Source organism: Nonomuraea antimicrobica, assembly GCF_039536965.1.
Lineage (GTDB): Bacteria > Actinomycetota > Actinomycetes > Streptosporangiales > Streptosporangiaceae > Nonomuraea > Nonomuraea antimicrobica.
On the sequence record NZ_BAAAZP010000147.1, the window covers coordinates 34278 to 58920 of the forward strand.

At 71.7% G+C, this 24643-nt stretch carries 25 protein-coding genes; 15 read left to right on the forward strand and 10 right to left on the reverse strand.

Translation table 11 applies throughout. The annotated features are described in order from the left end of the window. Nucleotides 1–135: 135 nt before the first annotated feature. From ABD844_RS36370 to ABD844_RS36415, 10 genes are read left to right on the forward strand one after another with little or no spacing between them, the layout of a single operon-like run. A complete protein-coding gene (locus ABD844_RS36370) occupies nucleotides 136–927 on the forward strand; it encodes an MlaE family ABC transporter permease (protein WP_344888274.1) in 792 nt (263 codons plus the stop codon). A gap of 10 nt (nucleotides 928–937) precedes the next feature. Further along, nucleotides 938–1789, forward strand: coding sequence for an ABC transporter permease (locus tag ABD844_RS36375; protein ID WP_344888277.1), 852 nt, complete (start codon nucleotides 938–940; stop codon nucleotides 1787–1789). A 4-nt stretch (nucleotides 1790–1793) separates the two neighbouring features. Beyond that, complete coding sequence (locus ABD844_RS36380) at nucleotides 1794–2813, forward strand: MlaD family protein (protein WP_344888280.1); 1020 nt, start codon at nucleotides 1794–1796, stop codon at nucleotides 2811–2813. A 1-nt stretch (nucleotide 2814) separates the two neighbouring features. Further along, the gene (locus tag ABD844_RS36385; protein WP_344888283.1) at nucleotides 2815–3858 is read left to right on the forward strand and encodes an MCE family protein; all 1044 of its coding nucleotides are present in this window, start codon (nucleotides 2815–2817) and stop codon (nucleotides 3856–3858) included. Continuing rightward, complete coding sequence (locus ABD844_RS36390) at nucleotides 3858–4883, forward strand: MlaD family protein (protein ID WP_344888286.1); 1026 nt, start codon at nucleotides 3858–3860, stop codon at nucleotides 4881–4883. Before ABD844_RS36385 ends, ABD844_RS36390 begins: the two co-directional genes overlap by 1 nt. After that, on the forward strand, nucleotides 4880–5905 hold the full coding sequence (locus ABD844_RS36395; RefSeq protein WP_344888289.1) for an MCE family protein: 1026 nt from the start codon (nucleotides 4880–4882) through the stop codon (nucleotides 5903–5905). The genes ABD844_RS36390 and ABD844_RS36395 overlap by 4 nt, the downstream gene beginning before the upstream one ends. Continuing rightward, a complete protein-coding gene (locus ABD844_RS36400) occupies nucleotides 5902–6915 on the forward strand; it encodes an MCE family protein (protein ID WP_344888292.1) in 1014 nt (337 codons plus the stop codon). The genes ABD844_RS36395 and ABD844_RS36400 overlap by 4 nt, the downstream gene beginning before the upstream one ends. Nucleotides 6916–6928: 13 nt before the next feature. Further along, a complete protein-coding gene (locus tag ABD844_RS36405) occupies nucleotides 6929–8308 on the forward strand; it encodes an MlaD family protein (protein WP_344888295.1) in 1380 nt (459 codons plus the stop codon). Then, a complete protein-coding gene (locus ABD844_RS36410; protein ID WP_344888298.1) occupies nucleotides 8305–9096 on the forward strand; it encodes a hypothetical protein in 792 nt (263 codons plus the stop codon). The genes ABD844_RS36405 and ABD844_RS36410 overlap by 4 nt, the downstream gene beginning before the upstream one ends. Then, nucleotides 9093–9716 carry a 4'-phosphopantetheinyl transferase family protein gene (locus tag ABD844_RS36415; RefSeq protein WP_344888301.1) on the forward strand — a complete coding sequence of 208 codons (624 nt, stop codon included), beginning with the start codon at nucleotides 9093–9095 and terminating at the stop codon, nucleotides 9714–9716. The genes ABD844_RS36410 and ABD844_RS36415 overlap by 4 nt, the downstream gene beginning before the upstream one ends. A 140-nt stretch (nucleotides 9717–9856) precedes the next feature. Here ABD844_RS36415 and ABD844_RS36420 read toward each other — a convergent pair whose 3' ends face one another. Continuing rightward, complete coding sequence (locus tag ABD844_RS36420; RefSeq protein ID WP_344888304.1) at nucleotides 9857–10783, reverse strand: cation diffusion facilitator family transporter; 927 nt, start codon at nucleotides 10781–10783, stop codon at nucleotides 9857–9859. A gap of 34 nt (nucleotides 10784–10817) precedes the next feature. Here ABD844_RS36420 and ABD844_RS36425 point away from each other — a divergent pair, with 34 nt between their 5' ends. From ABD844_RS36425 to ABD844_RS36435, 3 genes are all read left to right on the forward strand, one after another. Beyond that, the gene (locus tag ABD844_RS36425) at nucleotides 10818–11276 is read left to right on the forward strand and encodes a MarR family winged helix-turn-helix transcriptional regulator (RefSeq protein WP_344888307.1); all 459 of its coding nucleotides are present in this window, start codon (nucleotides 10818–10820) and stop codon (nucleotides 11274–11276) included. Nucleotides 11277–11394: 118 nt separating this feature from the next. Then, nucleotides 11395–12045, forward strand: coding sequence for an LppX_LprAFG lipoprotein (locus ABD844_RS36430; protein ID WP_344888310.1), 651 nt, complete (start codon nucleotides 11395–11397; stop codon nucleotides 12043–12045). 10 nt (nucleotides 12046–12055) lie between these two features. After that, nucleotides 12056–13678, forward strand: coding sequence for an MFS transporter (locus tag ABD844_RS36435; protein ID WP_344888313.1), 1623 nt, complete (start codon nucleotides 12056–12058; stop codon nucleotides 13676–13678). A 40-nt stretch (nucleotides 13679–13718) separates the two neighbouring features. On the opposite strand, the gene aspS is transcribed toward ABD844_RS36435, so the two are convergent. The 5 genes from aspS to ABD844_RS36460 all read right to left on the reverse strand — a co-directional run bounded on the left by aspS (nucleotide 13719) and on the right by ABD844_RS36460 (nucleotide 19527). Then, a complete protein-coding gene (aspS, locus tag ABD844_RS36440) occupies nucleotides 13719–14981 on the reverse strand; it encodes an aspartate--tRNA(Asn) ligase (RefSeq protein ID WP_344888316.1) in 1263 nt (420 codons plus the stop codon). A 272-nt stretch (nucleotides 14982–15253) separates the two neighbouring features. Continuing rightward, nucleotides 15254–16645: a ribosome biogenesis GTPase Der gene (der, locus tag ABD844_RS36445; protein ID WP_344888319.1), complete on the reverse strand. Its 1392-nt coding sequence runs from the start codon at nucleotides 16643–16645 to the stop codon at nucleotides 15254–15256. 39 nt (nucleotides 16646–16684) lie between these two features. Next, nucleotides 16685–17413: a (d)CMP kinase gene (gene cmk, locus ABD844_RS36450; protein ID WP_344888322.1), complete on the reverse strand. Its 729-nt coding sequence runs from the start codon at nucleotides 17411–17413 to the stop codon at nucleotides 16685–16687. Nucleotides 17414–17491: 78 nt separating this feature from the next. Then, nucleotides 17492–18844: a carotenoid oxygenase family protein gene (locus tag ABD844_RS36455; RefSeq protein WP_344888325.1), complete on the reverse strand. Its 1353-nt coding sequence runs from the start codon at nucleotides 18842–18844 to the stop codon at nucleotides 17492–17494. Next, nucleotides 18844–19527, reverse strand: coding sequence for a TetR/AcrR family transcriptional regulator (locus tag ABD844_RS36460; RefSeq protein ID WP_344888328.1), 684 nt, complete (start codon nucleotides 19525–19527; stop codon nucleotides 18844–18846). The genes ABD844_RS36455 and ABD844_RS36460 overlap by 1 nt, the downstream gene beginning before the upstream one ends. A gap of 160 nt (nucleotides 19528–19687) precedes the next feature. Here ABD844_RS36460 and ABD844_RS36465 point away from each other — a divergent pair, with 160 nt between their 5' ends. Further along, nucleotides 19688–19882 (forward strand): DUF2795 domain-containing protein, encoded by a 195-nt coding sequence (locus ABD844_RS36465; RefSeq protein ID WP_344888331.1) that lies wholly within the window; start codon nucleotides 19688–19690, stop codon nucleotides 19880–19882. A 69-nt stretch (nucleotides 19883–19951) separates the two neighbouring features. On the opposite strand, the gene ABD844_RS36470 is transcribed toward ABD844_RS36465, so the two are convergent. The 3 genes from ABD844_RS36470 to ABD844_RS36480 form a co-directional block, all read right to left on the reverse strand. Next, entirely contained in the window at nucleotides 19952–21040 is a 1089-nt protein-coding gene (locus ABD844_RS36470; protein ID WP_344888333.1) for a prephenate dehydrogenase, read from the reverse strand. An 82-nt stretch (nucleotides 21041–21122) separates the two neighbouring features. After that, nucleotides 21123–21482: a chorismate mutase gene (gene aroH / locus ABD844_RS36475; RefSeq protein ID WP_344888335.1), complete on the reverse strand. Its 360-nt coding sequence runs from the start codon at nucleotides 21480–21482 to the stop codon at nucleotides 21123–21125. A gap of 69 nt (nucleotides 21483–21551) precedes the next feature. Beyond that, the gene (locus tag ABD844_RS36480) at nucleotides 21552–22586 is read right to left on the reverse strand and encodes a pseudouridine synthase (RefSeq protein ID WP_344888337.1); all 1035 of its coding nucleotides are present in this window, start codon (nucleotides 22584–22586) and stop codon (nucleotides 21552–21554) included. Nucleotides 22587–22784: 198 nt separating this feature from the next. On the opposite strand from ABD844_RS36480, the gene ABD844_RS36485 reads away from it, so the two are divergent. Beyond that, nucleotides 22785–23432: a hypothetical protein gene (locus tag ABD844_RS36485; protein WP_344888340.1), complete on the forward strand. Its 648-nt coding sequence runs from the start codon at nucleotides 22785–22787 to the stop codon at nucleotides 23430–23432. Nucleotides 23433–23602: 170 nt separating this feature from the next. Here ABD844_RS36485 and scpB read toward each other — a convergent pair whose 3' ends face one another. Next, the gene (scpB, locus tag ABD844_RS36490; protein ID WP_425568717.1) at nucleotides 23603–24223 is read right to left on the reverse strand and encodes an SMC-Scp complex subunit ScpB; all 621 of its coding nucleotides are present in this window, start codon (nucleotides 24221–24223) and stop codon (nucleotides 23603–23605) included. Nucleotides 24224–24643: the final 420 nt, after the last annotated feature.

Below are 24643 nucleotides of genomic sequence, written 5' to 3' on the forward strand. Positions count from 1 at the left end.
GAGCCTGTCACGTTTAGTGCCCGGCTGACAAGGCGCGACCCGGCCCTCATACCTTTTCCGCAAATTCTCACTAAAGCATCGACTGCTGGACAGCCCGTCAGTAGCGTTGCCACTCCGTAGGCGGCGGAGGTGGTGATGGCCTGGTCCGGGCACGTCGGACGCCGGGCCGGCTCGGCCCTCGGCCAGGTCGGAGACCTGTTCGTCATCGTGCTGGAGGGCCTGCGCCGGAGCTGGGACGTCCGGCACTGGTGGTGGGAGTTCGTCGGCCAGTGCTGGTTCCTGGCCCGTGTCACCAGCGTCCCCGTGCTGCTGGTCTCGCTGCCGCTGGGCGCCACCGTGGCGTTGCAGGTGGGCGAGCTGGCCCGGCAGCTCGGCGCCGGCTCCGCCACCGGCAGCGCCGTCTTCGTCGGCCTCGTCCGCGAGGTGGCCCCGCTGGCCAGCGCGCTGCTCATCGCCGGGGCCGGCGGCAGCGCGATGACCTCCGACATCGGGGCCCGCCACATCCGCGACGAGCTGAGCGCGATGGAGGTCATGTCGGTCAACCCGATCCACCGCCTGGTCACGCCGCGCATGTGGGCCGCCAGCACGATCGCGGTGTGCCTGTGCCCGCTGGTCATCGTGGCAGGCGCGGCCGGCGGCTACTTCTTCAACGTGATCGTGCAGGGAGTCACGCCTGGCGCGTACTTCGACGGGGCGCTGTCGCTGGTCGTCGCCTCCGACCTGTACGTCACGCTGTTCAAGGCGTGGATCTTCGGGTTCGTCGCGGCCGGCGTGGCCTGTTACAAGGGCATGACGTGCGCCACCAGCCCGGTCGGGGTGGGGCGGGCGGTCAACCAGTCGACCGTGGTGACGTTCATGCTGGTGTTCGCGTCCAACTACGTGATCTCGGCCGTGTACTTCCTGGCCTACCCGCCGAGGTCGCTCTGATGGGGACACCGTGACCGGCGCCAGGACGGCCGGCCTCGCCCTCAGGGGGCGGGACGTCGCCGAGCGGTTCGCCGCGCTGGCCGACTGGCCGCTGTTCGTGTGGAAGGTGCTGTTCTACTCCGTACGCGACATCGTGCTGCGGCTCAAATACGTCAAGGTCGTCCTCCGGCAGGTCAGCGACGTGGTCGTGGGCGTCGGCGCGACCGTCATCGGCGGCGGCATGATCTTCGTGGTGTTCACGATGGCGTTCGTCGTGGGCGCGACCGTGGGCCTGCAGGGCTACCAGGGCTTACAGGCCATCGGCGCGGAGTCGTTCATGGGGCTGGTGGGCAGCTTCGCCAACGTCCGCGAGATCACCCCGATCATCGCGGCCACGGCGCTGGCGGCGCAGGTCGGCTCGTCGTTCACGGCGGAGCTGGGCGCGATGCGGATCTCGGAGGAGATCGACGCGCTGGAGGTGATGGGCATCAACGCCTTCACCTACCTGATCTGCACCCGGGTCGTGGCCGCGCTGCTGGCGCTGGTGCCGATCTACCTGATCGCGTTGTTCGCCAGCTTCTTCGCCACCCGGCTGATGTGCACGGTGCTGTTCGGGCTGGCGCCGGGGGTCTACGACTACTACTTCTACCTGTACCTGCCGGTCAGCGACATCGTGTTCAGCGTCGCCAAGGTCGCCGTGTTCGCCTTCGCGGTCATCGTCATCCACTGCTTCCACGGCTTCCACGCCACGGGCGGGCCGGTGGGCGTGGGCGTGGCGGCGGGCCGGGCCATCCGCCAGTCGATCGTCACGATCGTGCTGCTCAACCTGTTGCTGTCGTACCTGTTCTGGGGTGGCGGCGGCAACATACCTCTGACGGGGTGAGCCGGTGGGCCGAGCAGAACTCTCCCTCCCCGCCCGGCTGGGCGTCTCGCTCGCCGTGCTCGTGGTGTTCGCCGCGGCCACCCTGTACGCGGTGCGCGCCGCCACCGAGGTCACCGGCACCCGCTACGACGCCGTGTTCGGGCGGGCCGGGCAGGGCCTGACGACCGGCTCGCCGGTCAAGATCCGCGGCATCACGGTCGGCGAGGTGACCGGCGTCGCGCTCGACGCCAGGGGCCGGGCCGTGGTCACCATGCACGTCGAGGCGGCCGTCAGGGTGCCGGGGACCGCGGTGGCGTCCGTGGAGCCTGCGTCGGTGTTCGGCCCCAAGTTCGTCGACCTGCGGCCCGGCTCCGGCGAGACGGAGGGCCCGTACCTGGCGGCCGGCGCGGTCATCCGCGACACCGAGGAGCCGCTGGACCTGTCAGACACGCTCGGCGACGCCTACCGCGGCCTGGACGCGGTAGATCCGCGCGAGGTCACGGTGATCGTGCACACGCTGGCCAAGGGCCTCGAAGGCCAGGGCGCGAACCTGCGCGAGCTGATCGGCGACGCCGGCACGCTCGTCGGCGTGGCGCATCGGCAGCGCGACCGGGCGCGGCGGTTCCTGCGCGACACCGCGCTGCTCGGCACGGCGCTGTCGGACAAGGGCGACGAGCTGGTCTCCATCTCCTCCGACCTGAACGTCATCACTCCCGACCTGCTGAAGCGGGCCGACAAGGTACGCGCCCTGCTCCAGGAGATCACCTCGGTCTCCGGCCAGGTCACGCACGGCCTGGCCGAGCATCGCGGGAACCTGCGGGCCGGCGTGCGCTCCGGCGAGCGGGTGGCCGCGCTCATCTACGCCCAGCTCGGCCTGACCGGCGACGGCGTACGCGGCCTCAACCGGCTGGTGGACCTGCTGAACGAGCTGATCGAGGCGCCAGGACCCGACGGCAGGCGCCAGCTCCAGGTGGAGGCGTTCGTCGCCACGGACGTGTGCGAGCTGATCGTGGGCCTGTGCGGCCCGACCGACGGGAGGCGCTGAGGTGGAACGCGTCCGGCGCAGGTGGACCCTCGTGCGCTTCGTGCTGTTCGTCGGCCTGTGCGTGTCGCTCATCGTGGTGATCGGCGTGCAGGTCGCGCGGGTGGGCACGGGCGGCGGCTACCGGCTGGTGGCCCTGTTCGACGACGTCTCCGGGCTGGTCGAGGGCGACCAGGTCAAGATCGCCGGAGCGCCCGTGGGCCGGGTCGACACGATCAGGGTCGTGGACGGGCGGGCGGAGGTGACCATGGAGGTGCAGGACTCGATCAGGGTGCCCACCGACACCGAGGCCGCCGTACGCTGGCGCAACGCCGTGGGCCAGCGCGTGGTCTACCTGCTGCCCGGCACCGCGCCCGGCAGGCTGCCCCCCGGCGCGCGCATCGCGCGCACCTCGTCCGTCGTCGACATCGGCGAGCTGATCAGCGACCTCGGCCCGCTCACCCGCAGCCTCGACCCCGAGCAGATCAACCAGCTCCTGACCGCCGCCGCCACGTCGCTCAAGGGCAACGACCGTAACATCCCGCGCCTGCTCGACAACGTCAACGCCATCACCACCACGGTCAACGAGCGCAGGAAGACCATCGAGCGGCTCCTGGACGACTACGCCACGGTGACCGGCGTGGTGGCCAGGCGGGACGAGCAGATCGAGCGGCTCGTGGACAACCTCGTCACGCTGTCGGAGGCGTTCGCCGACAACCGGGAGCTGGTGGACGAGGCGCTGGTGGAGCTGTCGGCCACCTTCCGCACCTCCAACGAGGTGCTCGGCAAGAACGCCGGTGAGCTGGGCCGTCTGGTGGACAACCTGTCCGGGCTGACCGGCGGCATCCGGCGGAACGTGGGCGCGATCGACAAGACGGTCAGCACGTTCCAGCCGCTGTTCGCGCGGGCGTACTCGTCGGTCAACCGCGGGCACTACTTCATCGCGGCGGTCCCCTGCGTGGCGCTGAGCGCCGCGCCCTGCCCGTACGGGATGAAGACGCCGCCGCCGCTGCGCAACACCAGGATCCAGAGCGAGAAGGACCTGCGGAAGCTGCTGGTGGGGCAGTGATGGCCGGCAGATCCTTCCGCGACCGCGACAAGCACGCCGTCGGCCTGGTGTCGCTGGCCACGCTGGCGGCGGTCCTGGTGGGCACGTTCCTGGTCGGCAGCCTGGGGCTGCTGGAGGGCGGCTACACCGTGTCGGGCGTGTTCACGGACTCCGGCGGGCTGCGCACCGGCAACGACGTACGCGTGGCAGGGGTGCGGGTGGGCGAGGTCACCGAGGTCCGCGCCGACTACGCCCAGGGCCAGGTGGTCGTCACCTGGCGGGTGGACGACGGGGTACGGCTCGGCCGCGGCACCCGCGCCGACATCACCCTGTCCAACCTGCTCGGCGGCCGGTACGTCAAGCTCACGGGCGCGGTCTCGCCCCCGTACCTCGACCAGCTCCCCGAGGCCCGGCGGCGCATCCCCGTGCAGCGGACCGGCGTGCCCACGCTGATCAACGACGCCGTCAAGGACGCCACCCGGCTGGTCGAGCGGCTCGACACCGACGCCGTCGACGACCTGCTCAAGGAGCTGGGCAAGCTGGACACCTTCAAGCGCGGCCGTGTCACCCGCCTGCTCGACAACATCGGCGACCTGTCCGACACGATCAGGAAGAGCGAGCCGCAGCTCCAGCGCCTGCTCGACAACGGCACCCGGATCATGGACGTCCTGGAGAAGAAGGACGCGCAGCTCGGGCGGCTCGTCGACGCGGTCGAGGCCATGCTGAGCGAGCTGCGCCGCCGCAGGAACGAGCTGCGCACGCTGCTCGGCGACGGCAGCGACCTGGTGCGCAGCACCACCCGGCTGATCACCGAGCACGAGGGCACGCTGGTCAAGGTGCTCGACGACAACGCCGCCATCACGACGCGGCTCAGCGGCAGCACCGAACGGCTCAACTCGCTGCTGGCGTGGGCGGGGCCGACGTTCTCCGGGCTGGCCACCATGGGCGGCCAGGGCCCCTGGCTGGAGGCCATCGCCACCGGCCTGGGGCCCATCGACCCCGAGGTGCTGGGCGCGATCGCCAAGGACAGGAAGGGCGACGGATGAGACGGCTCGCGGTGGTGCTGCTGGTGGGGGCGTTCCTGGCGTCGGGGTGCTCGGTGACCGGGGCAGAGCCGTACCGGCTGGTGGCGATCTTCGCCAAGGCGCCGTCCCTGTACGAGGAGGCGCGGGTGAAGGTGATGGGCCTCGACGCCGGGTACGTGGACCGGATCCGGATCTCCGGCGACCGGGTGCGCGTCGAGCTTCGGGTCGACCGGCACGTGCCGCTGCCGTCCGACGTCAAGGCCGTCGTCGCGCCGCAGAACACGCTCGGCGAGCGCAACGTCGTCCTCTACCCCCCGTGGAAGCCCGGCGAGCAGCGGATCCAACCCGGCGCCACGATCCCGCTGGAGCGCACCGACCTGCCGGTGGAGATCGACGACGCGCTCGACGCGTTCACCAAGCTGACCGAAGCGCTCGACGACGAGAAGCTCGGCCACGTGGCCGGCGACCTCGCCGACGGCGTCAGAGGGCGGGGCAGGACGATCGGCAACGCGCTCGCCGACACCTCACGGCTCACCGGCCTGCTGGCCGCGCAGGATCAGCGGCTCGTCGACCTGGCCAAGGGCCTCAACGCGCTGGCCACCGGCCTCAACGAGCGCGAGCGCCAGGTGACGGGCGCGATCGACGCGTTCTCCGAGGCCGGCGCGATCCTGGCGGAGGAACGGCAGCGGCTGCGCGGGTTCGTCTCCTCGATGGCCGGGTTCGTCCGGCGCGGCGACGTGATCATCGAGCAGTACGCCGAACGGCTTCCCGCCGCCGCCACGACGCTGGCCGAGCTGGTGCTGACGGTCCGGGCCAACAGCGCCTCCATGGCGCGGGCGGTCAAGGGCGCGGCCGACCTCGCCGACGTGCTGATCGAGTCGTGGGACCGCGAGCAGCACGTGCTCAAGATCCGGGTGGTGCTCAACGCGATGACCAGGACGTGGCTGACTCCGCTGTTCGACGCGCTGAACCTGGGCGAGGTGCCGTGCCTGCCCGGCGGGCTGAGCAACTGCCCCTTCCAGCGGCGGGGAGGCCGGCGATGAGAGCACGCCTCCTGGTCGCGCTGGCCACCGTGGTGTCCTGCACGGTGGCCGGCACGACAGGCTGCTCGCTGCAGACGCTCGGCGCGACCACCGGCGACCTGACCCTGCACGCGGTCTTCGACGACGTGCAGAGCCTGGTGGCCGGGCACAGCGTGCAGATCTCCGACGTACGGGTGGGCACGGTCACCGGCATCCGCCTGGAGGGCTACCGGGCCAGGGTGACCATGTCGGTCCAGTCCGCGCACCGGGTGCCCGAGGGCAGCACCGCCACCGTGGCCAAGACGTCGGTGCTGGGCGAGAACTACGTCCTGCTCGCCCCGCCGGCGGGCAAGGACCTGGCCACGGGGCCGTATCTGAAGGACGGCGCCACCATCTCCGAGACGTCGGTCGAACCGGACATCGAGCAGGTCACCGCCAAGGCGGGACCGCTCATCGAGGCGCTCGGCGCCCAGGACGTGAACGCGGTGCTCGACGCCGCCTCGACCGCGTTCGCCGGGCAGGGCGACGACGTCAACAAGCTGATCAGGCGGACTGCGGAGGTCACCGACGCCTACGCCGCCGCCCGCGGCGACCTCGCCACCAGCATCGACGCGCTGGCCCGGCTCGGCGACGACCTGGCCAAGGGCAGCGCCGAGCTGGACCGCCTGCCCGGGACGCTGGCCGCCGCCACCGAACGCCTGGCCCACGGGCGCGGGCACGTGAAGAAGACCATCGTCGCCCTGACGAAACTGGCCAGGGAGGCCAACCTCACCGTCTACCCGCGCCACGCCGCGCGGCTGCGCACCCTGCTGCGCGAGCTGGAGGCGATCTCGTCGTCGATGCGGCGGGGCAAGGAGGACCTGAAGGCGCTGGTGGGAAAGATCCAGAAGTTCATCGACGCGCCGCCGATCACCGTGAACGGGCAGGTCCTGATCTACCTGTGGCTGAAGGGCGTGCTGCTGCCCGCGCGGCAGAACCCCGTACGCGACCGGGTGGAGGACTTCCGCCTGCTGCTGGAGCCGCCACGATGAGGACGGGACCGCGATGAGAGGACACCGCATCTACCTGAACCTGGGCTTCTTCGTGCTGCTCGGGATCGTCATGACGGTCTGGGCGTTCAGCACGATCATCCGGCTGGACGCGATCGAGCGGCCCTACCGGGTCTCGGCCGAGTTCATCTCCTCCCCCGGGCTGGTCCGGGGGTTCGACGTGGCGTACCTGGGGGTCCGGGTCGGAAAGATCGGTGACGTGCGCCTGGCGCCCGGCAGGATCGTGGTGGGGCTCGACCTCGACAGGGAGGTCCGGCTGCCGAAGGGCGTCACGGCCGAGGTGCGGCGCAGGTCGGCCATCGGGGAGCCGTACGTGGAGCTCTCGCCGCCCGCCGCCGGCGTCACCGGGCCGTCACTCGCGGCGGGCGACACGATTCCGCTGGCCAGGACGACCGTGCCGCTCGACTACAAGAAGCTCTTCGAGGGCGTCGGCAAGCTGCTGAACGCGGTGCCGCCCGAGGACGCCGACACCATCGTGCACGAGCTGGCCGTCGCGCTCGACGGGCGGGCGCCCGCGATCAGGCGCATCATCGAGGACGCCCACACGCTGACCGGCACGCTCGCCGACAACGCCGAGGTGCTCGACGACCTGTCGGTGCAGCTCACCCGGCTCACGCACACGCTGGCAGGCAAGCGGGACGAGCTGGCCTCCGGGATCACCGACCTGAGCACGGTGACGGCCACGCTGCGGGAGTCGAGGGCCGACCTCAACGCCTTCCTCGACCGGGGTCCCGGGGTGTTCGCCCAGCTCGACGCGGCCGTGCGGGCGTCCAGGCCGGGGTTCTCCTGCCTGCTGACGGCGTCCGGGCTGCCCCACGAGCCGGCGTTCTCCGCGCGTACCGGGCAGAACGTGCACCATCTGCTCAGCATCATGCCGACCGCGCTGAGCCTGGCCGACGACGTCACCGAGCGGCGCGGGGACACCGTGTACGGCAAGGCGGCGTTCATCTTCAGCGTGCCCGGGGCGCCGCCGCCCGCCGAGGAGTACGCCGGTCCGCTGGGACCGCCCACGGTGCCCAAGCTCCGCGCCTGCCCCGGCCGCGCCCCCGTGCCCGACGTCCAGAACACCGCACGGGACGCCGCTCGGCGGGCCCAGGACACCCGCGACACCGGCCGGAGCACCGGCCCCGGCGAGGCCGCCGCCGCCCGGCCCGGCGGGTCCGGCCGTCCCTCGCCCGAGAAGACCGAAACGTCCCCGAAGCAGCACCCCACCGAGCCACCCGAGGGCGTGGCCGCCACCCGCACCGCGTCCGGTACCGCGCCGAACACCGCACCCCTGATTGCCGCGATTTTCCTCGCCGTGGTGGCGAGCGGTGGCATCGTGGGCTGGGTCGCCGCGGGCCGGGCCGCCCGCCGCCGTGAGGAGCCGAGATGACCACCGGACACGACCTCCCCGACACCGAATCCACCTCCCAGCCCGCCGCCGACACCGGGACGGCGGCCGAGGAGGCCACGGCGACGACGACCGGCGAGAAAGCGACTGGCGAGAAAGCGGGCGACGAGACGGCGGGCGGACCGACGGCGGGCGGAGAGGCCGCGGACGGAGAGACGGCGGACGGAGAGACGGCGGGCGACGGGAGTGAGGCGGGCCGGGCCCGTTCGCGCCTCACCCGGGTCAGGCTGCTGGGCGCGCTGGCCGCCATGCTCGTGGCCGCGATCGCCGCCACCGCCGTCCTGCAGTGGATCTCCGCCGCGCAGGCCCAGGACGCCCGTTCCAGGCTGGAGTCGGAGCGCGCCCTGCGCCTGGAGGTCTCGGGCGCGGCGAGCGCGTTCAGCCGCGCCCTGCTCAGCTACGACTACCAGGGCCTGCAGAACACCCGCTCCACCCTGGCCGCCCAGGCCACGGGCGACTTCCTGTCGACCTACGACGCGGCGTTCGGCGGCGCGATGGCACAGGTCATCGTCAAGCTCAAGGCCACCTCGCAGGCCACCGTGCGCGAGGTGTACCTGGCCGACGTGGACGAGGCCACCGCCCACGCCATCGTCGTCGTGGACCAGCAGGTGAACACTTCAGAGGCCATCCGCTCCGTCAAGGACTCGCACCTTAAGATCAGCCTTGTGAAGGAGAAGGGGAGCTGGAAGATCAATGACGTGACCGTGCTCGGCGCGGCATCGGAAGACCAGTACAACCTCGACGGCGACGACGCGAAGACGAAGGAGTGACGATCGGCCCCTTAGCGATGGGCGGCCACCCCGACGAGGTGCGCGCGCCGGAAGACTGGCTCACCGAGGTGGAGAGGGAGCGCGCGGCGCGCTTCAGGTTCGAGCACGACCGCGACTGCTTCGTCGCCGCCCACCTCCTCGTACGGCTGTGCGCCGCCGCCGTGCTCGACGCCGACCCGGCCGGGCTGACGCTGCTGCAGTATTGCGACCTGCACGGCTACGGCCACGGCAAGCCGCACATCGAGCAGGCCCCCGAGCTGGGCGTCAGCTTCAGTCACACGCGCGGCTACGTGTGCGCGGTGGCCGGGCCGGGCAAGGTCGGCGTGGACGCCGAGCGCGTACGTCCCGGCCCGCTGGACACGATGCTGGCCGACCGGGTGCTCACCCCGCGCGAGCGGGCGCTGGTCACCGGCAACGACGAGCTGATGCGGCACTGGACGCGCAAGGAGGCGCTCATCAAGCGCGGCGAGCTGACGCTCGACAAGCTCGGCGAGGGCGGCGACGACCTGACCGGCCGGCACCTGCTGGAGTGGAGCGTCGGGCCCGACATCAGGGTCGCGGTCGTCACCGACACCCCCGCCAGGCGCGTGCCCATCCCGGAGCCCGGCGGCGGCCCGTGACGGCGGAGTCCCGGGCGGCGCTCGGTCGCAACGTGCCATGGTCCGGCGACTCCCACCAGATCCGGATCCGCCCTTCTGGCGTGCTCGCGTGGATTCGCGCGGATTCGCGTGGGTGAGAATCGCCGCGGTTGATTCACGTGTCAGCGGGGGCGTTTCGGGGTGGGGTCGAGGAAGACCTGCCTGACCCCGGGAACCCGCGCGCGCAGCCGCCGGTCCACCTCGTCGCAGGCGATCTCCACGCCCGCCGCGCTCGCCTCGTCCCGGAAGTCGATCTTCGCGGCCACCAGGATCTCGCCGGGCCCGATCATCATGGTGAGCAGCTCGACCACGTCCTCGACCTCGGGCTGCTCCAGCAGCACGGCGCGGATGTCGCCCTCGACACTCCGGGGCGCGGCCTGCCCGACGAGCAACGACAGGTTCGACTGGATCAGGGTGAGCGCCGCGACCACCAGCAGCAGGCCGATCGCGACGGACGCGGCGCCGTCCCACAGCGCGGAGCCGGTGAGCTGCGAGCCGAGCAGCCCCGTCCCGGCGATCAGCAGCCCGACGAGGGCGGCGGCGTCCTCGAACAGCACGGCCTTGAGCGGGGTGTCGGAGGTGAGCCGCACCAGGCGCAGCGGGTTGACGTCGTAGCGGGTGGCCTGGCCGCGCAACTGCGAGAGGGCCTTCGTGAACGAGACGCACTCGATGACGAACGAGACCGCCAGCACGATGTAGGACGGGGTGAGGTTCGACAGCTCCTCACCGTGGCCGATCACGTGCAGGCCGTGCGTGATGGAGAACCCGGCCCCGCCCACCAGCGTCGCCACCGCCGCCATCATGGCCCAGACGAACCCGGCCTTGCCGTGCCCGAACGGATGCCGCCGGTCGGCGGGCCTGGCGGCACGGCGTACCGCCACCAGCAGCAGCAGCTCGGTCACCGTGTCGGCGGCGGAGTGGGCCGACTCCGACAGCATGGCCGCCGAGCCGCTCATGAGCCCGGCGACGAGCTTGGCCAGCGCGATGGCGAGGTTCGCGGCACCGGCCACGAGCACGGTGCCCAGACTCTCCCCCGACCTGTCCTCCATGGCACACCACACTATGTGCGCTAAATTGGGGATCATGAGCGCGCCTCGCTGGCTTTCGCCCGCTGAACAACGTGCCTGGCGTACGCACTTGGCGCTGCACAAACTGCTGATGCACCGGCTCGACCGCGAGCTGCAGGAGTACGCGCTCTCGCTGAACGACTACGAGATCCTCGTCAACCTCTCCGAGAGCCCCGGGCGCCGCATGCGGATGAGCGACCTGGCCGACGCGACCATCCAGTCACGCAGCCGGCTGTCGCACCAGATCTCCCGCATGGAGGCCAAGGGCCTGGTCACCAGGGAAGACTGCCACGACGACCGGCGGGGCACGTTCGCGGTGCTGACCGACGAGGGGTGGGAGACGATCCAGCGGGTGGCGCCGCACCACGTGGGCGGCGTGCGCGAGCACTTCGTCGACCTGCTCACCGACGATCAGCTCGACGCGATCGAGGCGGCGTACGCGCCGATCGTGGAGCACCTGAAGAAGCTGCGCTGACCGGGGAGCGGCTGACGAGGCCGCGCAGACCGTGAAACGGTCGGTGGAGCCGCGCCGACATCCAACCGATATCGGCGACGCCACACGGAGTTCACGGCCGGTCGCTAGCATCCGGGGCATGCTCAGAAAGCTACTGATCGTGGTGGTCCTCGCGCTGGCGTCGGCGTGCTCGTCGAGCGGCGCGGGGGGCGAGCTGCCCGCCGGGCCCGACCTGATGGCGAAGGCGGCCGAGGCCATGAAGGCCGTCAAGTCGGCCAGGTTCTCGATCACGACCGAGGGCAAGCCGAACGTGCCGGTCAAGAAGGCCGACGGCCGGCTCACCTCCGGGGGCGACGCCGACGGCACGATCACGATCGAGGCGCTGGGCAACCTCCTCGAGGTGACGTTCGCCGTGGTCGGCGACACCGTGCACTTCAAGGGCGCGACGGGCGGGTTCCAGAAGATGACGCGGGAGCAGCTCGCCCAGATCTACGACCCGTCGGTGATCCTCGAGCCCACCAAGGGCATCGCGCAACTGCTCGCCTCGGCCACCGACCCCAAGGTGGAGGGTGTGGAGAGCGGGGCGTACCGGGTGGCCACGACCTTCCCGGGGAACGTCGTGGGCCAGATCATCCCCGGCGTCACGCAGGGCGTGAGCGGCAGGATCTGGCTCGACCAGGCCACCGGCAGGCTCACCAAGGCGAGCCTGCCGCTGCAGAACGGCACGGTGACGGTGGCGTTCAGCGAGTACGACGCGCCGGTCACGATCACCCCGCCCCCCGCCGAGTGAGGCACACCAGATGACGCACGCCCGCCGGGTGGTGCTCGGCGCCGGTGGCGCGGTGGTGCTGCTGGCCGCGCTGGACGCCTACGTGGTGGTGACGGTCCTGGTCGGCATCGCCGAAGACGTGGGCATCCCGCTCAACCACCTCGAACGCGCCACGCCGATCGTCACGGGCTTCCTGCTCGGGTACGTCGCCGCGATGCCGCTGCTCGGCCGGCTCTCCGACCGGTACGGGCGGCGGCCGCTGATCCACGCCTGCCTGGCGGCGTTCGCGCTCGGCTCGGTGCTGACGGCGCTGGCGTCCGGGGAGGTCATGGTGGTGGCCGGGCGTACCGTGCAGGGGGTGGCAGGGGGCGCGCTGCTGCCGATCACGATGGCGCTCATCGGCGACCTGTGGGCGGAACGCGAGCGGCCGCTCGCCCTGGGCGCCGTGGGGGCGGCGCAGGAGCTGGGCAGTGCGCTCGGGCCGCTGTACGGGGGGTTGCTGGCGGGGATTCCGAGCACGGTGGTGGCGGGGGTGGAGCTGGGGGGCTGGCACGCCATCTTCTGGATCAACGTCCCGCTCGCCGCCCTGGCCGCCGTCGCCGTCCACCTCACCGTCCCGCCCCGTACCCGGGTCCCCGCCCTGCACACCGCCGACGACCATCCTGCCCCCGCCACGCCCCTCCCGCCGGACCCCGGCACCGCAGCCGCCACAGCGGAGGCAGCACAAGCACCCGGCGTCCGGGCGGCCCACGGCGTGGACGGCCGGGCGGATGATCGGGTGGACGTGGTCGGCGGGGTGTTGCTGGCCCTGGCGCTCGCGCTGCTGATCATCGGCCTCTACAACCCCGACCCCGCCACCGCCGTCCTGCCCCCTTGGGGCCCGTACCTGATCGCGGCCGGGGTGGCGGTGGCGGCCGGGTTCGTGTGGTGGGAGATCCGCTCCCCCGTGCGCCTGCTCGACCTCACCGCCACCCGCAAGGTCCCGCTGCTCGCCACCCTGGCCGTGGCCTTCCTGGCCGGGGCCGCGCTGCTGGTCACCATGGTGTTCGTGCCGCTCACCGCGCAGACCCTGCTCGGCGCCGACGAGCTGGGCGCGTCGCTGGTCCTGGGCCGCTTCCTCGTCGCCCTCACCGTGGCGGCGCTGCTCGGCGGCCTCCTGGCCCGCAGGCTGGGCGACCGCGTGGTGGCCGTGGCGGGCATGGCGGTGGCGACGGCCGGCTACTGGCTGATGAGCCGCTGGCCGTCCGACCTGTCCGGGGCGGGCCTCGCGGTGGATGTCGCGCTGGTCACGGCGGGCCTGGGCCTCGGCCTGGTGATCGCCCCGATGTCGGCGGCGGTGCTGCGCGTGACCGCCTCCGGTCAGCACGGCGTGGCGTCGGCGGCGGTGGTCGTGGCCAGGATGATGGGCATGCTGATCGGCATCGCCGCCGTGTCGGCGTGGGGGTTCTACCGCTTCCGTTCGCTGACCGCCGACCTGGACACGCCGCTGCCGTTCGGCGTGGACGGGGTGACGTACCAGCGGCAGCTCGCCGACTACACCGCCAAGGTGCAGGCCGCGCTGCACATCGAGTACACCGAGATGTTCCTCGTCACGGCGTTCGTCTGCCTGGTGGGCGTGGGCGTCGCCGCGTTGATGCCGTCTCGCCGACGATAGGGGCGGCCCTCGGGAAGGGCCGCCCCGTCAGCCTGTCACGTCACGGGGACAGGCGGTGCAGGTCCCGGGGGAACGCGGTGGTCTGGCGGATGTTGGCCGCGCCCGTCAGCCGTGCCGTCCACCGTTCCAGCCCCAGCGCGAACCCGCCGTGCGGCGGCATCCCGTACCTGAACGCCTGCAGATACCCCTCGTACGCCTCCGTCCCTTCCCCACGGGAGGCCAGCGCCCGCACGTAGTCGTCGTACCGGTGCAGCCGCTGCCCGCCCGTGACCAGTTCCAGGCCACGGAAGAGCAGGTCGAACCCGTTGGAGTGGCCGGGCCGCGCCGGGTCGGGATGGGTGTAGAACGGCCGCTTGGACATCGGGTACCCGGTGACGAACAGGAACTCCGACCCGTGCTCCCGCTCGGCCCACTCCGACAGCAGGCGTTCCTGCGCGGGCGACAGGTCGGGCTCGTCCGACGAGGTGAGCCGCTGCGCCTCGGTGAAGTGGATGGCGGGGATCTCCTCGGGCACCCGTGGAAGCCGGACGCCGAGCAGGTCGAGGGCCGACGGGGCGCGGCGGCGTACGGACTCCAGCATGCCCGCCACCGCCTCCCGCAGCACCGCCATCACGTCGCGGTGGTCGCGGACGAAGCCCAGTTCGGCGTCCAGGCTCGTGTACTGGGCCAGGTGCCGCACGGTGTCGTGCGGCTCGGCGCGGAAGACGGGCCCGACCTCGTAGACCCGCTCGAACACCCCGACCATCGCCTGCTTGTAGAACTGCGGCGACTGCGCCAGGTAGGCGGGCCGGCCGAAGTAGTCGATGCCGAAGACGTTCGCGCCCGACTCGGTGGCCGAGCCGACGATCTTGGGGGTGTGGATCTCGGTGAAGCCCAGCCGGTCGAGCGCCTCGCGGAACCCGGCCACGCTGGCGGCCGAGAGCTCCAGCGGCGCCCGCAGCAGCGGGTGCCGCAGCGCGACCGGCGCGTGGTCGAGCACGGTCGGCAGGGCCGCCCCGACCACGGGCCGATACAGGTCGAACGACGGCGCCACGGAGGGCTCGGCCAGCACCTCGATCTCCGGCGCGACCAACTCGTAGCCGCCCGGGGCCTGCGGGCTGGTGGCCACCGTGCCGGTGACCTCGACGACGCTCTCCTCGGGCGGCAGGTCGCGCGCGGTGACCGCCTGGGCCAGCCCGCACCGGTCTCTGACGACGAGGAAGGACACGGATTTGAGTTGCCGGCGGCGATGGACCCAGCCGGCGATCGTCACTCGTTGCCCGGCGTGCTCAGCGAGCTCGGCGGACAGGACACGAGAGATCATTACAGCTCCTCTGCGGAAGTGCATGACCCCTTGGGAGTGCGGGGGAGAAGGGAGCTCCCGGTGCCACCGCACTTTCGCCGCCCCGTGCGCGGGGCGGCCTCCACGACCCTGTGACGGGGGTCAGACCGGCGGGGCATTTCCTCCCCGCACTCGGGAGTGTCTTCACCGGCGGGGCACGGCGCCGCCTTCGCAGCTACCGGCGGCTCTCTGGGGCCGTGCGGCCCGCTGGCTACTCGTCTCCGTCAGCGTGTTGCGGTCGATCTTACCGCAGGTCACTTGTCTTTCTTGGCGCGCTTTTCGCGGATCTTCATCGTCACCTCGATCGGCGAGCCGGCGAAGCCGAACTCCTCCCTGATGCGCCGCTCGATGAAGCGCCGGTAGGTGTCTTCCAGCCAGCCCGAGGTGAACAGCACGAACTTGGGCGGCTCGACCGACGCCTGCGTGGCGAAGAGGATCTTCGGCTGCTTGCCGCCCCGGACCGGCGGCGGCGTCTGGTGCACCAGCTCGGTGAGGAACGCGTTGAGCCGGGCCGTCGGCACCCGCGTGGACCACGAGTCGAGCGCCTTCTCCAGGGCCGGGACCAGCCGGTCGACGTGGCGGCCCGTCTTGGCGGAGATGTTGACGCGCAGCGCCCACGGCGTGCGGACGAGCTGCCGGTCGATCTCCTTCTCCAGGTAGTAGCGCCGGTCCTCGTCGAGCAGATCCCACTTGTTGAAGGCCACCACCATGGCCCGGCCGGACTCGATGACCAGGCCGATGATGCGCAGGTCCTGCTCGGTGAGCGGCTCGCTGGCGTCGATCAGCACGATCGCCACCTCCGTACGCTCCAGCGCCGCCCGCGTGCGCATGGCCGCGTAGAAGTCGGCCCCCTGCAGCTCCCGGTCGCGCCGCCGGATTCCGGCGGTGTCGACGAAACGCCAGGTGCGCCCGCCCAGCTCGATCAGCTCGTCGACCGGGTCGCGCGTGGTGCCCGCCATCGGGTCGACCAGCACCCGCTCTTCCCCGGCCAGCTTGTTGAGCAGCGAGGACTTGCCCACGTTGGGCTTGCCGAGCAGCGCCACGCGGGCGGGCCCGCGCTCGGCCTCGAACGTGAGCTGCGGCGTCTCGGGCAGCGCGTCGAGCACGACGTCGAGCAGGTCGCCGCTGGAGCGCCCGTGCAGGGCGGAGACCGGGTAGGGCTCGCCGAGCCCGAGCGACCACAACGCGGCGGCCTCCAGCTCGAGCTGCTGGTTGTCGACCTTGTTGGCGGCCAGCACGACCGGCTTGCCCGACTGGCGCAGCACCGAGCCCACGACCTCGTCGGCGTCGGTGGCGCCCACGGTGGCGTCGACCACGAACACGATCACATCGGCCAGCTCGACTGCCACCTGAGCCTGCTCGGCGATGCGCAGGTTCATGCCGGTGGCCTCGGGGTCCCAGCCGCCGGTGTCGACCACGGTGAAGCGGCGGCCACGCCAGTTGGCGTCGTAGGTGACGCGGTCGCGGGTGACCCCCGGCACGTCTTCGACGACCGCCTCACGGCGGCCGATGATGCGGTTGACCAGCGTGGACTTGCCGACGTTCGGCCGCCCCACGATGGCCACGACCGGCATCGGCGCGCCGTGCTCGTGCTCGCCGATCTCAAGGTCGTCGAGGTCGGCTTCGACCCAATCCCCCGTTGTCACGATTATTCGTCCTTTGTGAGTACCGCACCTGAGCCTGTCTCAGGTGCGCTCGTGGATACGGCCGCGCCCGCTTCCGGACCCGCCGGGACGCGGCTCGCGCGCTCCGTCGGCTTCCGTCCGCTCCGCGACCAGCCTCAGCACCTCCGCGATGACCTCTTCGAGGTTGAGCGCGGTGGTGTCGAGCTCGACGGCGCCGTCCGCCATCGACAGTGGGTCGGTCTTGCGTGTCGAATCGAGGGTGTCACGCCGGGCCATGGCCTGCTGCTGCGCCTCCACCGTGGACCCGGCCAGCTCGGCGCTGCGGCGGCGGGCGCGGGCCTCGGCGCTGGCCGTCAGGTAGATCTTGACGGTGGCGTCCGGCCAGACGACCGTGCCGATGTCGCGGCCCTCGACCACGATGTCGCCCGTGCCGATGATCTCCCGCTGCAGCGCCACCAGCAGCGCCCGCACCTCGGGAACGGCCGCGACGACCGAGACCCCGCCGGTGACCTCGGCCTCCCTGATCGGCCCCGCCACGTCGACACCGTCGACGTGGATGGCCGGGGCGTCGGGGTCGGTGCCGGAGACGATGCCCGGCTCGCCGCAGCGCGCCGCGATCGCGGCGGGATCGGCCAGGTCGACGCCCTGCCGGAGCATCCACCAGGTCATCGCGCGATACATCGCGCCGGTGTCGAGGTAACGCAGGCCCAGCGCGCGGGCCACGCCACGCGACACGCTCGACTTACCCGACCCCGAAGGGCCGTCCATGGCGACGACCAGACCGGTCACGGCGCTCCCTCTTCAATCACGTCTTGTCCGACGCGAAGAGGCTACCGCCTCCGGCCAGGTCGGCGATCCAGCTCCCCTTCAGTCGGCGATCCAGCTTCCGTGGAAGCCGAGCGGCACCCGGGCCGGCAGGTGCACGGTGGCGACCGGCTCGCCGGTGAAGTCCTGCGACTGAAGGATCACCAGGTCGGTTGCTCCCCTGGCCGGGTCGTTGACGTACGCGATCAGCCAACCGTCGTCCTCGGCCGCCCCCGAGCCGACGAACACCGGCTCGCCCACGTACGCGCCGCGCCCGAACACCCGCGACTCCTGCGTGCCGCGCACCAGGTCGTGCTTGATGAGCGTGTTCTCGAACGCCTCGTCGGGCAGGTCCTCGAACTCGTTCCCGACGATGTCGCGCAGCTCCGTGGTGGCGGCCGTGTAGCCGTAGCGGTAGGGGCGGCCGGTGCGGCGCTCGTCCATGCGCGGGAACTCCTGCGCGCGGTCGTCCAGGCGCGTCACCGCCGTCCTGCCGGTGGTCAGGTCGATCCGCCAGCGGTCGAGCGTGGGCGGGCCGCCCAGGTCGAGACGCGCGTCCACGAAGCCCTTGGGGTAGCTGACCACGTCGACCACCACATGATCGCCGTCGTCGTAGGCGTTGAGTGTGTGGAAGACCCAGCAGGACGGCGCCTCCACCCACCGCACCTCGCCGCTCTCGCGTGACAGCAGCCCCACGCGCGGGGCGTGCGCCTCGTTCCACGCGTACGGCAGCAGCGCCCCCTTCTCCGCGTGCCCCATGCTGAACGTGACCGGCAGGTCGTAGATCACCACGAACCGCTCGGTGATCGCGAAGTCGTGCACCATCGGCGAGTCGGGCACCGGGATGTCCCTGACCTGCGTGACCGTCCCCTTGGGGTCGATGACGATGTGCTGGTGGTGGTCCCAGGCGAAGAAGTACGCCAGCGCGTGCAGCTCCCCGCTGGCCGGGTCGAGGTGGGTGTGGGCGGCGTACCCGCCGGGCAGGCCGCCGTCGAAGTCGCACGAGCCGATGGTGTCGAGCTCGTAGCCCAGCTCGTACGGCAGCGCCCCCGCCTCCACCGTCGCGAACGTGCGCCCGGCCACCCCGATGACGTGCGTGTTGGCCGCGAAGTCCATGCCCTCGTGCACGGGCCCTGGACGGGGCCGCTCGCCGAGCCGCTCGGCGACCCGGGCGGAGCGCACCCACCGGTTGCGGTACCACTCGGCGCGGCCCTCACGCAGCCGTACGCCGTGCACCATGCCCTCGCCCAGGAACAGATGCCCGGCGGAGGGGTCGTCGAGGCTGAGCGGGTTGGGGCCGTTGCGCAGGTAGCGGCCGTTCAGCTCGTCCGGGATGCGGCCGGTGACCTGGAGGTCGAAAGCGGTGATCTCCTCGGCCACCGGGGTGAATCCATCGCTGAAGGGAGATTTCCTCATCACACTTCCCTCTCGTCTGCGTCCGTCTCACGGGTGTCCGTCTCACGGGCGTCCATCTGGCGGGAGGCCATCTGGCGGGAGGCCAGGAACGGCGTGAGCACCGACGTGCAGAGCAGCCGGTAACGCGGCTCAGCCTCGACCCGATCGAAATAGCCCGAAATTTCCAGACTCACCGCGCCATGCATGGCCATCCACAGCACATCGGCGATCTCCGCCGCCTCGGCCCCCCGCAACACCCCGGCCTCCAGGCACTCGGCCACGCCGCGTACCAGCAGGTCGAACGTGCGCTTGGCCGCCAGCAGCGCCTCCGGCCCCGGGCGGAACCCCGGCATCGCCCCCTGGAACATCACCCGGTAGTAGTCGGGCTCGCTCAGCGCGTACTCGCGGTAGGCCAGGAGCCCCGCGTGCAGCCGGGCGAGCTTGTCGTCGTCCGGCGGCACCTCCACCAGCCGCCGCTCGAACCTGGCGAACCCCTCCAGCCAGAGCGCCTCGCTCAGCCCGTCCTTCCCGCCGAAGAGCGTGTAGATCACCTTGGTCGAGCAGCCCACCTCGCCCGCGATCCGGCGTACGGTGAGCGCCCCCGGCCCCTCGGTCGCCAGCAGCCGCTTGGCCGCCTCCAGGACGGCCGCCCTGACGACGCCCTGCCCTTCCCGCTGAGCCTGCTGATACGCGGATCCCGCCATGCCCGGTAACACCGTTTCTGATGGGTAACATTGTTACCGTCTTTCTACGTCACGCCCGACCACCCGTCAACGCCCCGGACGAGACAGGGGAACCGGAAAGTTCCAGAAGAAATCTCGAAGTCACTCGTTACGCATCGTGAGCGAAGGGCAGCAGAGGGCCATGACAACAGCACCGAACCCGATCGACCTGCAGAAACACCTGAGCGGCGTCGACTACCCGGCCACCAAGGAAGACCTGATCAGGGCTGCCCGCAAGCACAACGCGAGCGACGCCATAGTCAAGGCGCTCCAGGCCATGCCCGACCGTCAATACGACGGCCCGAACGCCGTCAGCCAGGCGATCAACAAACACTGATCAGTAAGAACGCCGCGGGCGGGACCGATGACCCGGTCCCGCCCGCGGTGCTGTCTGTGACCTCGGAGGTCAGGGCACCTGCCAGCCCCGTTCGCGCAGGGCCTGGGTGAGGGTGGTGGCCGCGTCGGGCTCCACCGACAGCTCCGCGATGCCCAGGGGCAGGCCAGGGGCGTGCTCGAGGCGTACGTCCTCGACGTTGACCCCGACCTCGTCGCACACCTGGAAGAGCCGGGCGAGCTGCCCGGGACGGTCGCCGATGACGACCTGGACGACCGCGTAGGACGAGGCGGGGCCGCCGTGCTTGCCCGGGATGCGGTCGTGGCCCACCACGCCGCGCTTGAGCAGCTGGGTGATCTCGTTGGTGGCGGTGCCGTCGCCCTCGGCCATGGCCCGCAGCGCGGTGGCGGCGTCGGCCAGGTCGGTGGCCACCGCCTCCAGCACCTCGGCCACCGGGGAGGCGTTGCCCGACAGAATGCCCAGCCACAGGCCGGGGTCGCTGCCCGCGATGCGGGTCACGTCGCGCACCCCCTGCCCGGCCAGCCCGAGCGCCACGTCGGTGGCGTCGGCCAGCCTGGCGGCCACCGCGGAGGCGGCCACGTGGGGCGCGTGGGAGACCACGGCCACGGCGCGGTCGTGGTCGATCGCGCTCACCTCGACGGCGTTGGCCCCGCACAGCTCGATCAGCCGCAGCACGGCCGCCTTGGCCTCGGGGTCGGCCTCGTCCGTCGGGCACAGGGCCCACGGACGGCCGAGGAACAGGTCGTCGCGGGCGGCGCCGGGCCCCGACTTCTCCCGCCCGGCCAGCGGATGGGAGGCCACGTAGGCGGCCAGGTCGCAGCCGAGCTGCGCGGCCCGGTGAATGGGCTCGGCCTTGACGCTGGCGACATCGGTGTAGAAGCGGGCCGCGCCGACGCGCTGCAGCTCCAGCAGCTCGCTCGCCACGTGGGCCGGGGGCACCGCGACGATCGCGAGATCGGCTGACTCACGCTCGGCGGTGTCGGGCAGCCAGTCTTCGCCCGCGCCCAGCTCCCGCGCCAGGCGTACGGCTCCCGGGTCGCGGTCGGCGAGCAGCACCCGCACCCCGCGCTTGCGCAGCGCAAGCGCCGCGGAGGTGCCGATCAGACCGGTGCCCACGACGAGCACGGTACGTAGTTCCATCTCGATGTCCTGGTGTAAGGGCCGTACGGGCTGCTGAACTGCTCTGCTGCTTATCTGGTTTACCTGAGGGTTCGCCTGAGGTCTATTGGGCGATGTCCTGGCGCAGCGCCATCGCGCCGCGCAGGTAGACGTGCTGGATCTCGGAACGCGGGCGGTCGCTCTCCACGTGCGCCATGAGACGGACGACCCGCGGCAGCGCGCCCGGCACGTCGATCTCGGTGCAGCAGATCAACGGCACCTCGTGGAAACCCAGCTTACGCGCGGCGAGCGCGGGGAACTCCGCGGTCAGGTCGGGCGTGGCGGTGAACAGCACGCTGATCACGTCGTCGGGGCTCAGGTCGTTACGCTCCATGATCGCGCTGACCAACTCGGTCGTGCCCGAGATGACCGAGGCGCGCTCGTTGGCGTCCACCTGGATCGCCCCGCGGATCGCCCGCATCATGTGCTTCGTCTCCTTCTTTGCCCGCAGAGCCCGCGCGGCGGATCGCGCGGGCCCCTGCGTCCGGCCAGATTACAGCTTCACTGCCGCGTACAGCTCGCCGACTTCCTTCAAGGTCAGCGCCCTGATGGTGCCGGGCTTCGTACGGCCCAGCTTCACCGGCCCGAACTCGATCCTGGCCAGGTCGATCACCCGGTGACCGGTCTCCTCCAGCATGCGCCTGACCACGTGCTTGCGGCCCTCGTGCAGGACGACCTCGACCAGCGCCTGCTGGCCGTGCTCCTGCACGATGGAGAACGAGTCGGCCCTGACCAGGCCGTCCTCCAGCTCGATGCCCTGCTTGAGCCGGCGCCCCAGGTCGCGCGGGATCGGGCCGGGCACCTTGGCCCAGTACTTCTTCTGCACGCCGTAACTCGGGTGCGTCAGCCGGTTGGCCAACTCGCCGTCGTTGGTGAGCAGCAGCAGGCCCTCGGTCTCGGTGTCGAGCCGCCCCACGTGGAACAACCTGGGCGCCAGCTCCTCGACATAGTCGGCCAGGCACGGGCGCCCCTGCGGGTCGTCCATCGTGGAGACTACGCCGATCGGCTTGTTGAGCGCGTAGTAGACCAGGTCGGGCGCGGTCGGGATGCGCTTGCCGTCGACGTGGATGACCTGGGCCGCCGGGTCGACCTTGGCGCCGAACCTGCGTACGACCTGGCCGTTGACGGTGACGCGGCCCTCGCCGATCATCTCCTCGCAGGCCCTGCGGCTGGCCACGCCAGCCTGGGCGAGCACCTTCTGCAGCCGGATGCCGTCGGGCACCTCGGTGGTGTCGCGCTCGTCGGTGTAGCCCTCGGGGAAGAGGTCACGGTCGCGGATGGGCTGCCGTGCCGCCTTGATCCGGTCGCGCTGCGGGCTGCCGGGGCCGCCGGAGCCCTGACGCCTGGGCCCGCCGGTGGCCTGGCCGAGGGTCTGGACGTCGTCACGACGCGGCGTACGAGGCGCCCGCCGCTCACCGCCGCCCGGCCTGTCGGACCGCCATTCGCCGCCGCCCGGCCGGTCGGACCGCTCGGCGCGCTGAGGCCGCTGGGGACGCTCTCCCTGCCCGCCACGCCACTCGGAGCGCACGGGACGGTCGTCGTCCCTCCTGCCGTACCTGGAGCGGGTCGTGGGGGCGGACCTGGGGGCGACGTCATCACGGCGCCCGCTCCGACCGGCCCGGAAACCACCGGCCCGGTCGTCGCGCCACTCACCGCGCCGCTCACCCTGGGACTCGTCACGCCGCTCGCCGCGCCACTCGCCGCGACGCTCACCGTGCCGTTCGCCGTGTCGTTCGCTGTGTCGTTCACCGTGTCGTTCGCCGGGCCGCTCGTCACGCCGCTCTCCACGGCCCTCGTACCGCTCGCCGCGCCCGTAACGGTCGTCACGTCCGAAACGGTCGTCACGTCCGGAACGCGCACCGCGCTCAGAGCGGTCGCCGCCGAAACGATCGTCACGCCCCGAGCCCTCACGGCGCTCAGGACGATCGCCCCGCCCGTAACGCTCATCGCGCCCGTAACGGTCACCGCGCTGGTAACGGTCGCCCTGCTCGTAGCGGCGCTCACGTCCGTAACCTTCGTCGCGCCGGTAGCGGTCATCACGCTCGAACCGGCCCTGGCCCTGGCCCTGACCTCGGTCCTGACCCGGCCCTCGGCCCTGGCTCTGGCCCGGACGGCCTTGGCCCTGGCCCTGGCCTGGTCGGCCCTGGCCCTGGCTCTGGCCTGGTCGGCCCCGGCCCTGACTCTGACCGTAGCCCTGGCCCGGACGACCATAACCCTGGCTCTGGCCCGGACGGCCTCGGCTCTGGCCCGGGCCCTGGCGGTTCTGGCCCTGGCCCTGGCCCTGGCGGCCGGTGCCCTCGCGGCCGCCGTCTCCGTCGCGCGTGCCGTACCCGGAGCGGGAGCCGCCCCGGTCGGCGCGCAGCGAATCGCGTGACGGACGCTCGCGGAAGTCGTCGTCGCGGCGGAAACCACCGCGGTTGTCGTCACCGCGGCGGGAACCGCGGCGGTTGTCGTCGGAGCGGAAGGCGGGACGCCCACCACGGCCGGAGCCGCCGGCAGGTCCACGACCGCGTCCATCACCGGACGGGGTACTACGCCTGTTGATCACTTTGTCGTCTCCTCGAGATTTTCCACGTCGTCCGGGAGGAAGGGCGCGAGCTCGGGAAGCTCGCTGAGGTCCCGCAGTCCCAGACGTTCAAGGAAGTATGAGCTTGTCCGGTAGAGCACTGCTTGGCTCTCCGGGTCGGTGCCGGCCTCCTCGACCAGCCCCCTGGCGACGAGCGTCCGCATGACGCCGTCGCTGTTGACACCGCGTACCGCGGCGACGCGGGCACGGCTCACCGGTTGCCGGTAGGCCACGACCGCGAGAGTTTCCAGCGCGGCCTGTGTCAGCCGCGTCTGCTGCCCGTCGCGTACGAACCGCTCGACCAGCGGCGCGCAGTCGGCCCGCGTGTAGAACCGCCAGCCGCCCGCGACTTCCCGCAAGTCAAAACCCCGCCCGGCGGCCGTGTATTCCGCTGCCAGGCCCCGCAGAGCGGCGGCCACCTCGTGTGTGGGCCGCTCCAGCACCTGAGCGAGTGTCACCTCGGCGACGGGCTCATCTACCACCATCAGGATAGCCTCCAACGCCGCCTCCAACGCCGGTCCCGGCTCCCCAGCCTCCTCCGGCTCCCCCGCGAGCCCCTCCTCCGCCTCACCAACTCCCCAAGCCCCACCACCCGTCACACCGCCCACCGCAGCGTCCAGCGCAACGTCTGGCTCGGTGTCCGGCCTGGTGTCCGGCCTGGTGTCCGGCCTGGTGTCCGGCCTGGTGTCCGGCCTGGTGTCCGGCCTGGTGTCCGGCCTGGTGTCCGGCCTGGTGTCCGGCCTGGTGTCCGGCCTGGTGTCCGGCGCAGCGCCTGGCTTGGTGTCCGGCTCGGTGCTCACCAGAGTGCCGGGCGCAACGCCCACCTCAACGTCCGCCTCAGCCTCAGGCTCGGCCTCAACCTCAACGTCGGCCTCGACCTCGGCGAACGCGCCCGCTACCCCGTCCGCCGGCGGGGACGCGACGGGCACGGCGTCGTCCTCGCCCTGCACGCCCGCCACAGGCAGCGCCTCAGCAGGCAGCGTGTCTGCGAGCACCGCCTCGGCAGGCAGCGTGTCTGC

What these genes read in the sequence shown, in the direction of transcription:
- ABD844_RS36395 (WP_344888289.1), top strand. Translation starts at nt 4,880, where the DNA reads ATGAGACGGCTCGCGGTGGTGCTGCTGGTGGGGGCGTTCCTGGCGTCG.
- ABD844_RS36405 (WP_344888295.1), top strand. Translation starts at nt 6,929, where the DNA reads ATGAGAGGACACCGCATCTACCTGAACCTGGGCTTCTTCGTGCTGCTC.
- ABD844_RS36425 (WP_344888307.1), top strand. Translation starts at nt 10,818, where the DNA reads ATGAGCGCGCCTCGCTGGCTTTCGCCCGCTGAACAACGTGCCTGGCGT.
- ABD844_RS36455 (WP_344888325.1), bottom strand. Translation starts at nt 18,844, where the DNA reads ATGAGGAAATCTCCCTTCAGCGATGGATTCACCCCGGTGGCCGAGGAG.
- ABD844_RS36465 (WP_344888331.1), top strand. Translation starts at nt 19,688, where the DNA reads ATGACAACAGCACCGAACCCGATCGACCTGCAGAAACACCTGAGCGGC.
- ABD844_RS36410 (WP_344888298.1), top strand. Translation starts at nt 8,305, where the DNA reads ATGACCACCGGACACGACCTCCCCGACACCGAATCCACCTCCCAGCCC.
- ABD844_RS36390 (WP_344888286.1), top strand. Translation starts at nt 3,858, where the DNA reads ATGGCCGGCAGATCCTTCCGCGACCGCGACAAGCACGCCGTCGGCCTG.
- ABD844_RS36435 (WP_344888313.1), top strand. Translation starts at nt 12,056, where the DNA reads ATGACGCACGCCCGCCGGGTGGTGCTCGGCGCCGGTGGCGCGGTGGTG.
- aspS (WP_344888316.1), bottom strand. Translation starts at nt 14,981, where the DNA reads ATGATCTCTCGTGTCCTGTCCGCCGAGCTCGCTGAGCACGCCGGGCAA.
- ABD844_RS36420 (WP_344888304.1), bottom strand. Translation starts at nt 10,783, where the DNA reads ATGGAGGACAGGTCGGGGGAGAGTCTGGGCACCGTGCTCGTGGCCGGT.
- ABD844_RS36460 (WP_344888328.1), bottom strand. Translation starts at nt 19,527, where the DNA reads ATGGCGGGATCCGCGTATCAGCAGGCTCAGCGGGAAGGGCAGGGCGTC.
- ABD844_RS36430 (WP_344888310.1), top strand. Translation starts at nt 11,395, where the DNA reads ATGCTCAGAAAGCTACTGATCGTGGTGGTCCTCGCGCTGGCGTCGGCG.
- aroH (WP_344888335.1), bottom strand. Translation starts at nt 21,482, where the DNA reads ATGATGCGGGCGATCCGCGGGGCGATCCAGGTGGACGCCAACGAGCGC.
- ABD844_RS36470 (WP_344888333.1), bottom strand. Translation starts at nt 21,040, where the DNA reads ATGGAACTACGTACCGTGCTCGTCGTGGGCACCGGTCTGATCGGCACC.
- ABD844_RS36400 (WP_344888292.1), top strand. Translation starts at nt 5,902, where the DNA reads ATGAGAGCACGCCTCCTGGTCGCGCTGGCCACCGTGGTGTCCTGCACG.
- ABD844_RS36370 (WP_344888274.1), top strand. Translation starts at nt 136, where the DNA reads ATGGCCTGGTCCGGGCACGTCGGACGCCGGGCCGGCTCGGCCCTCGGC.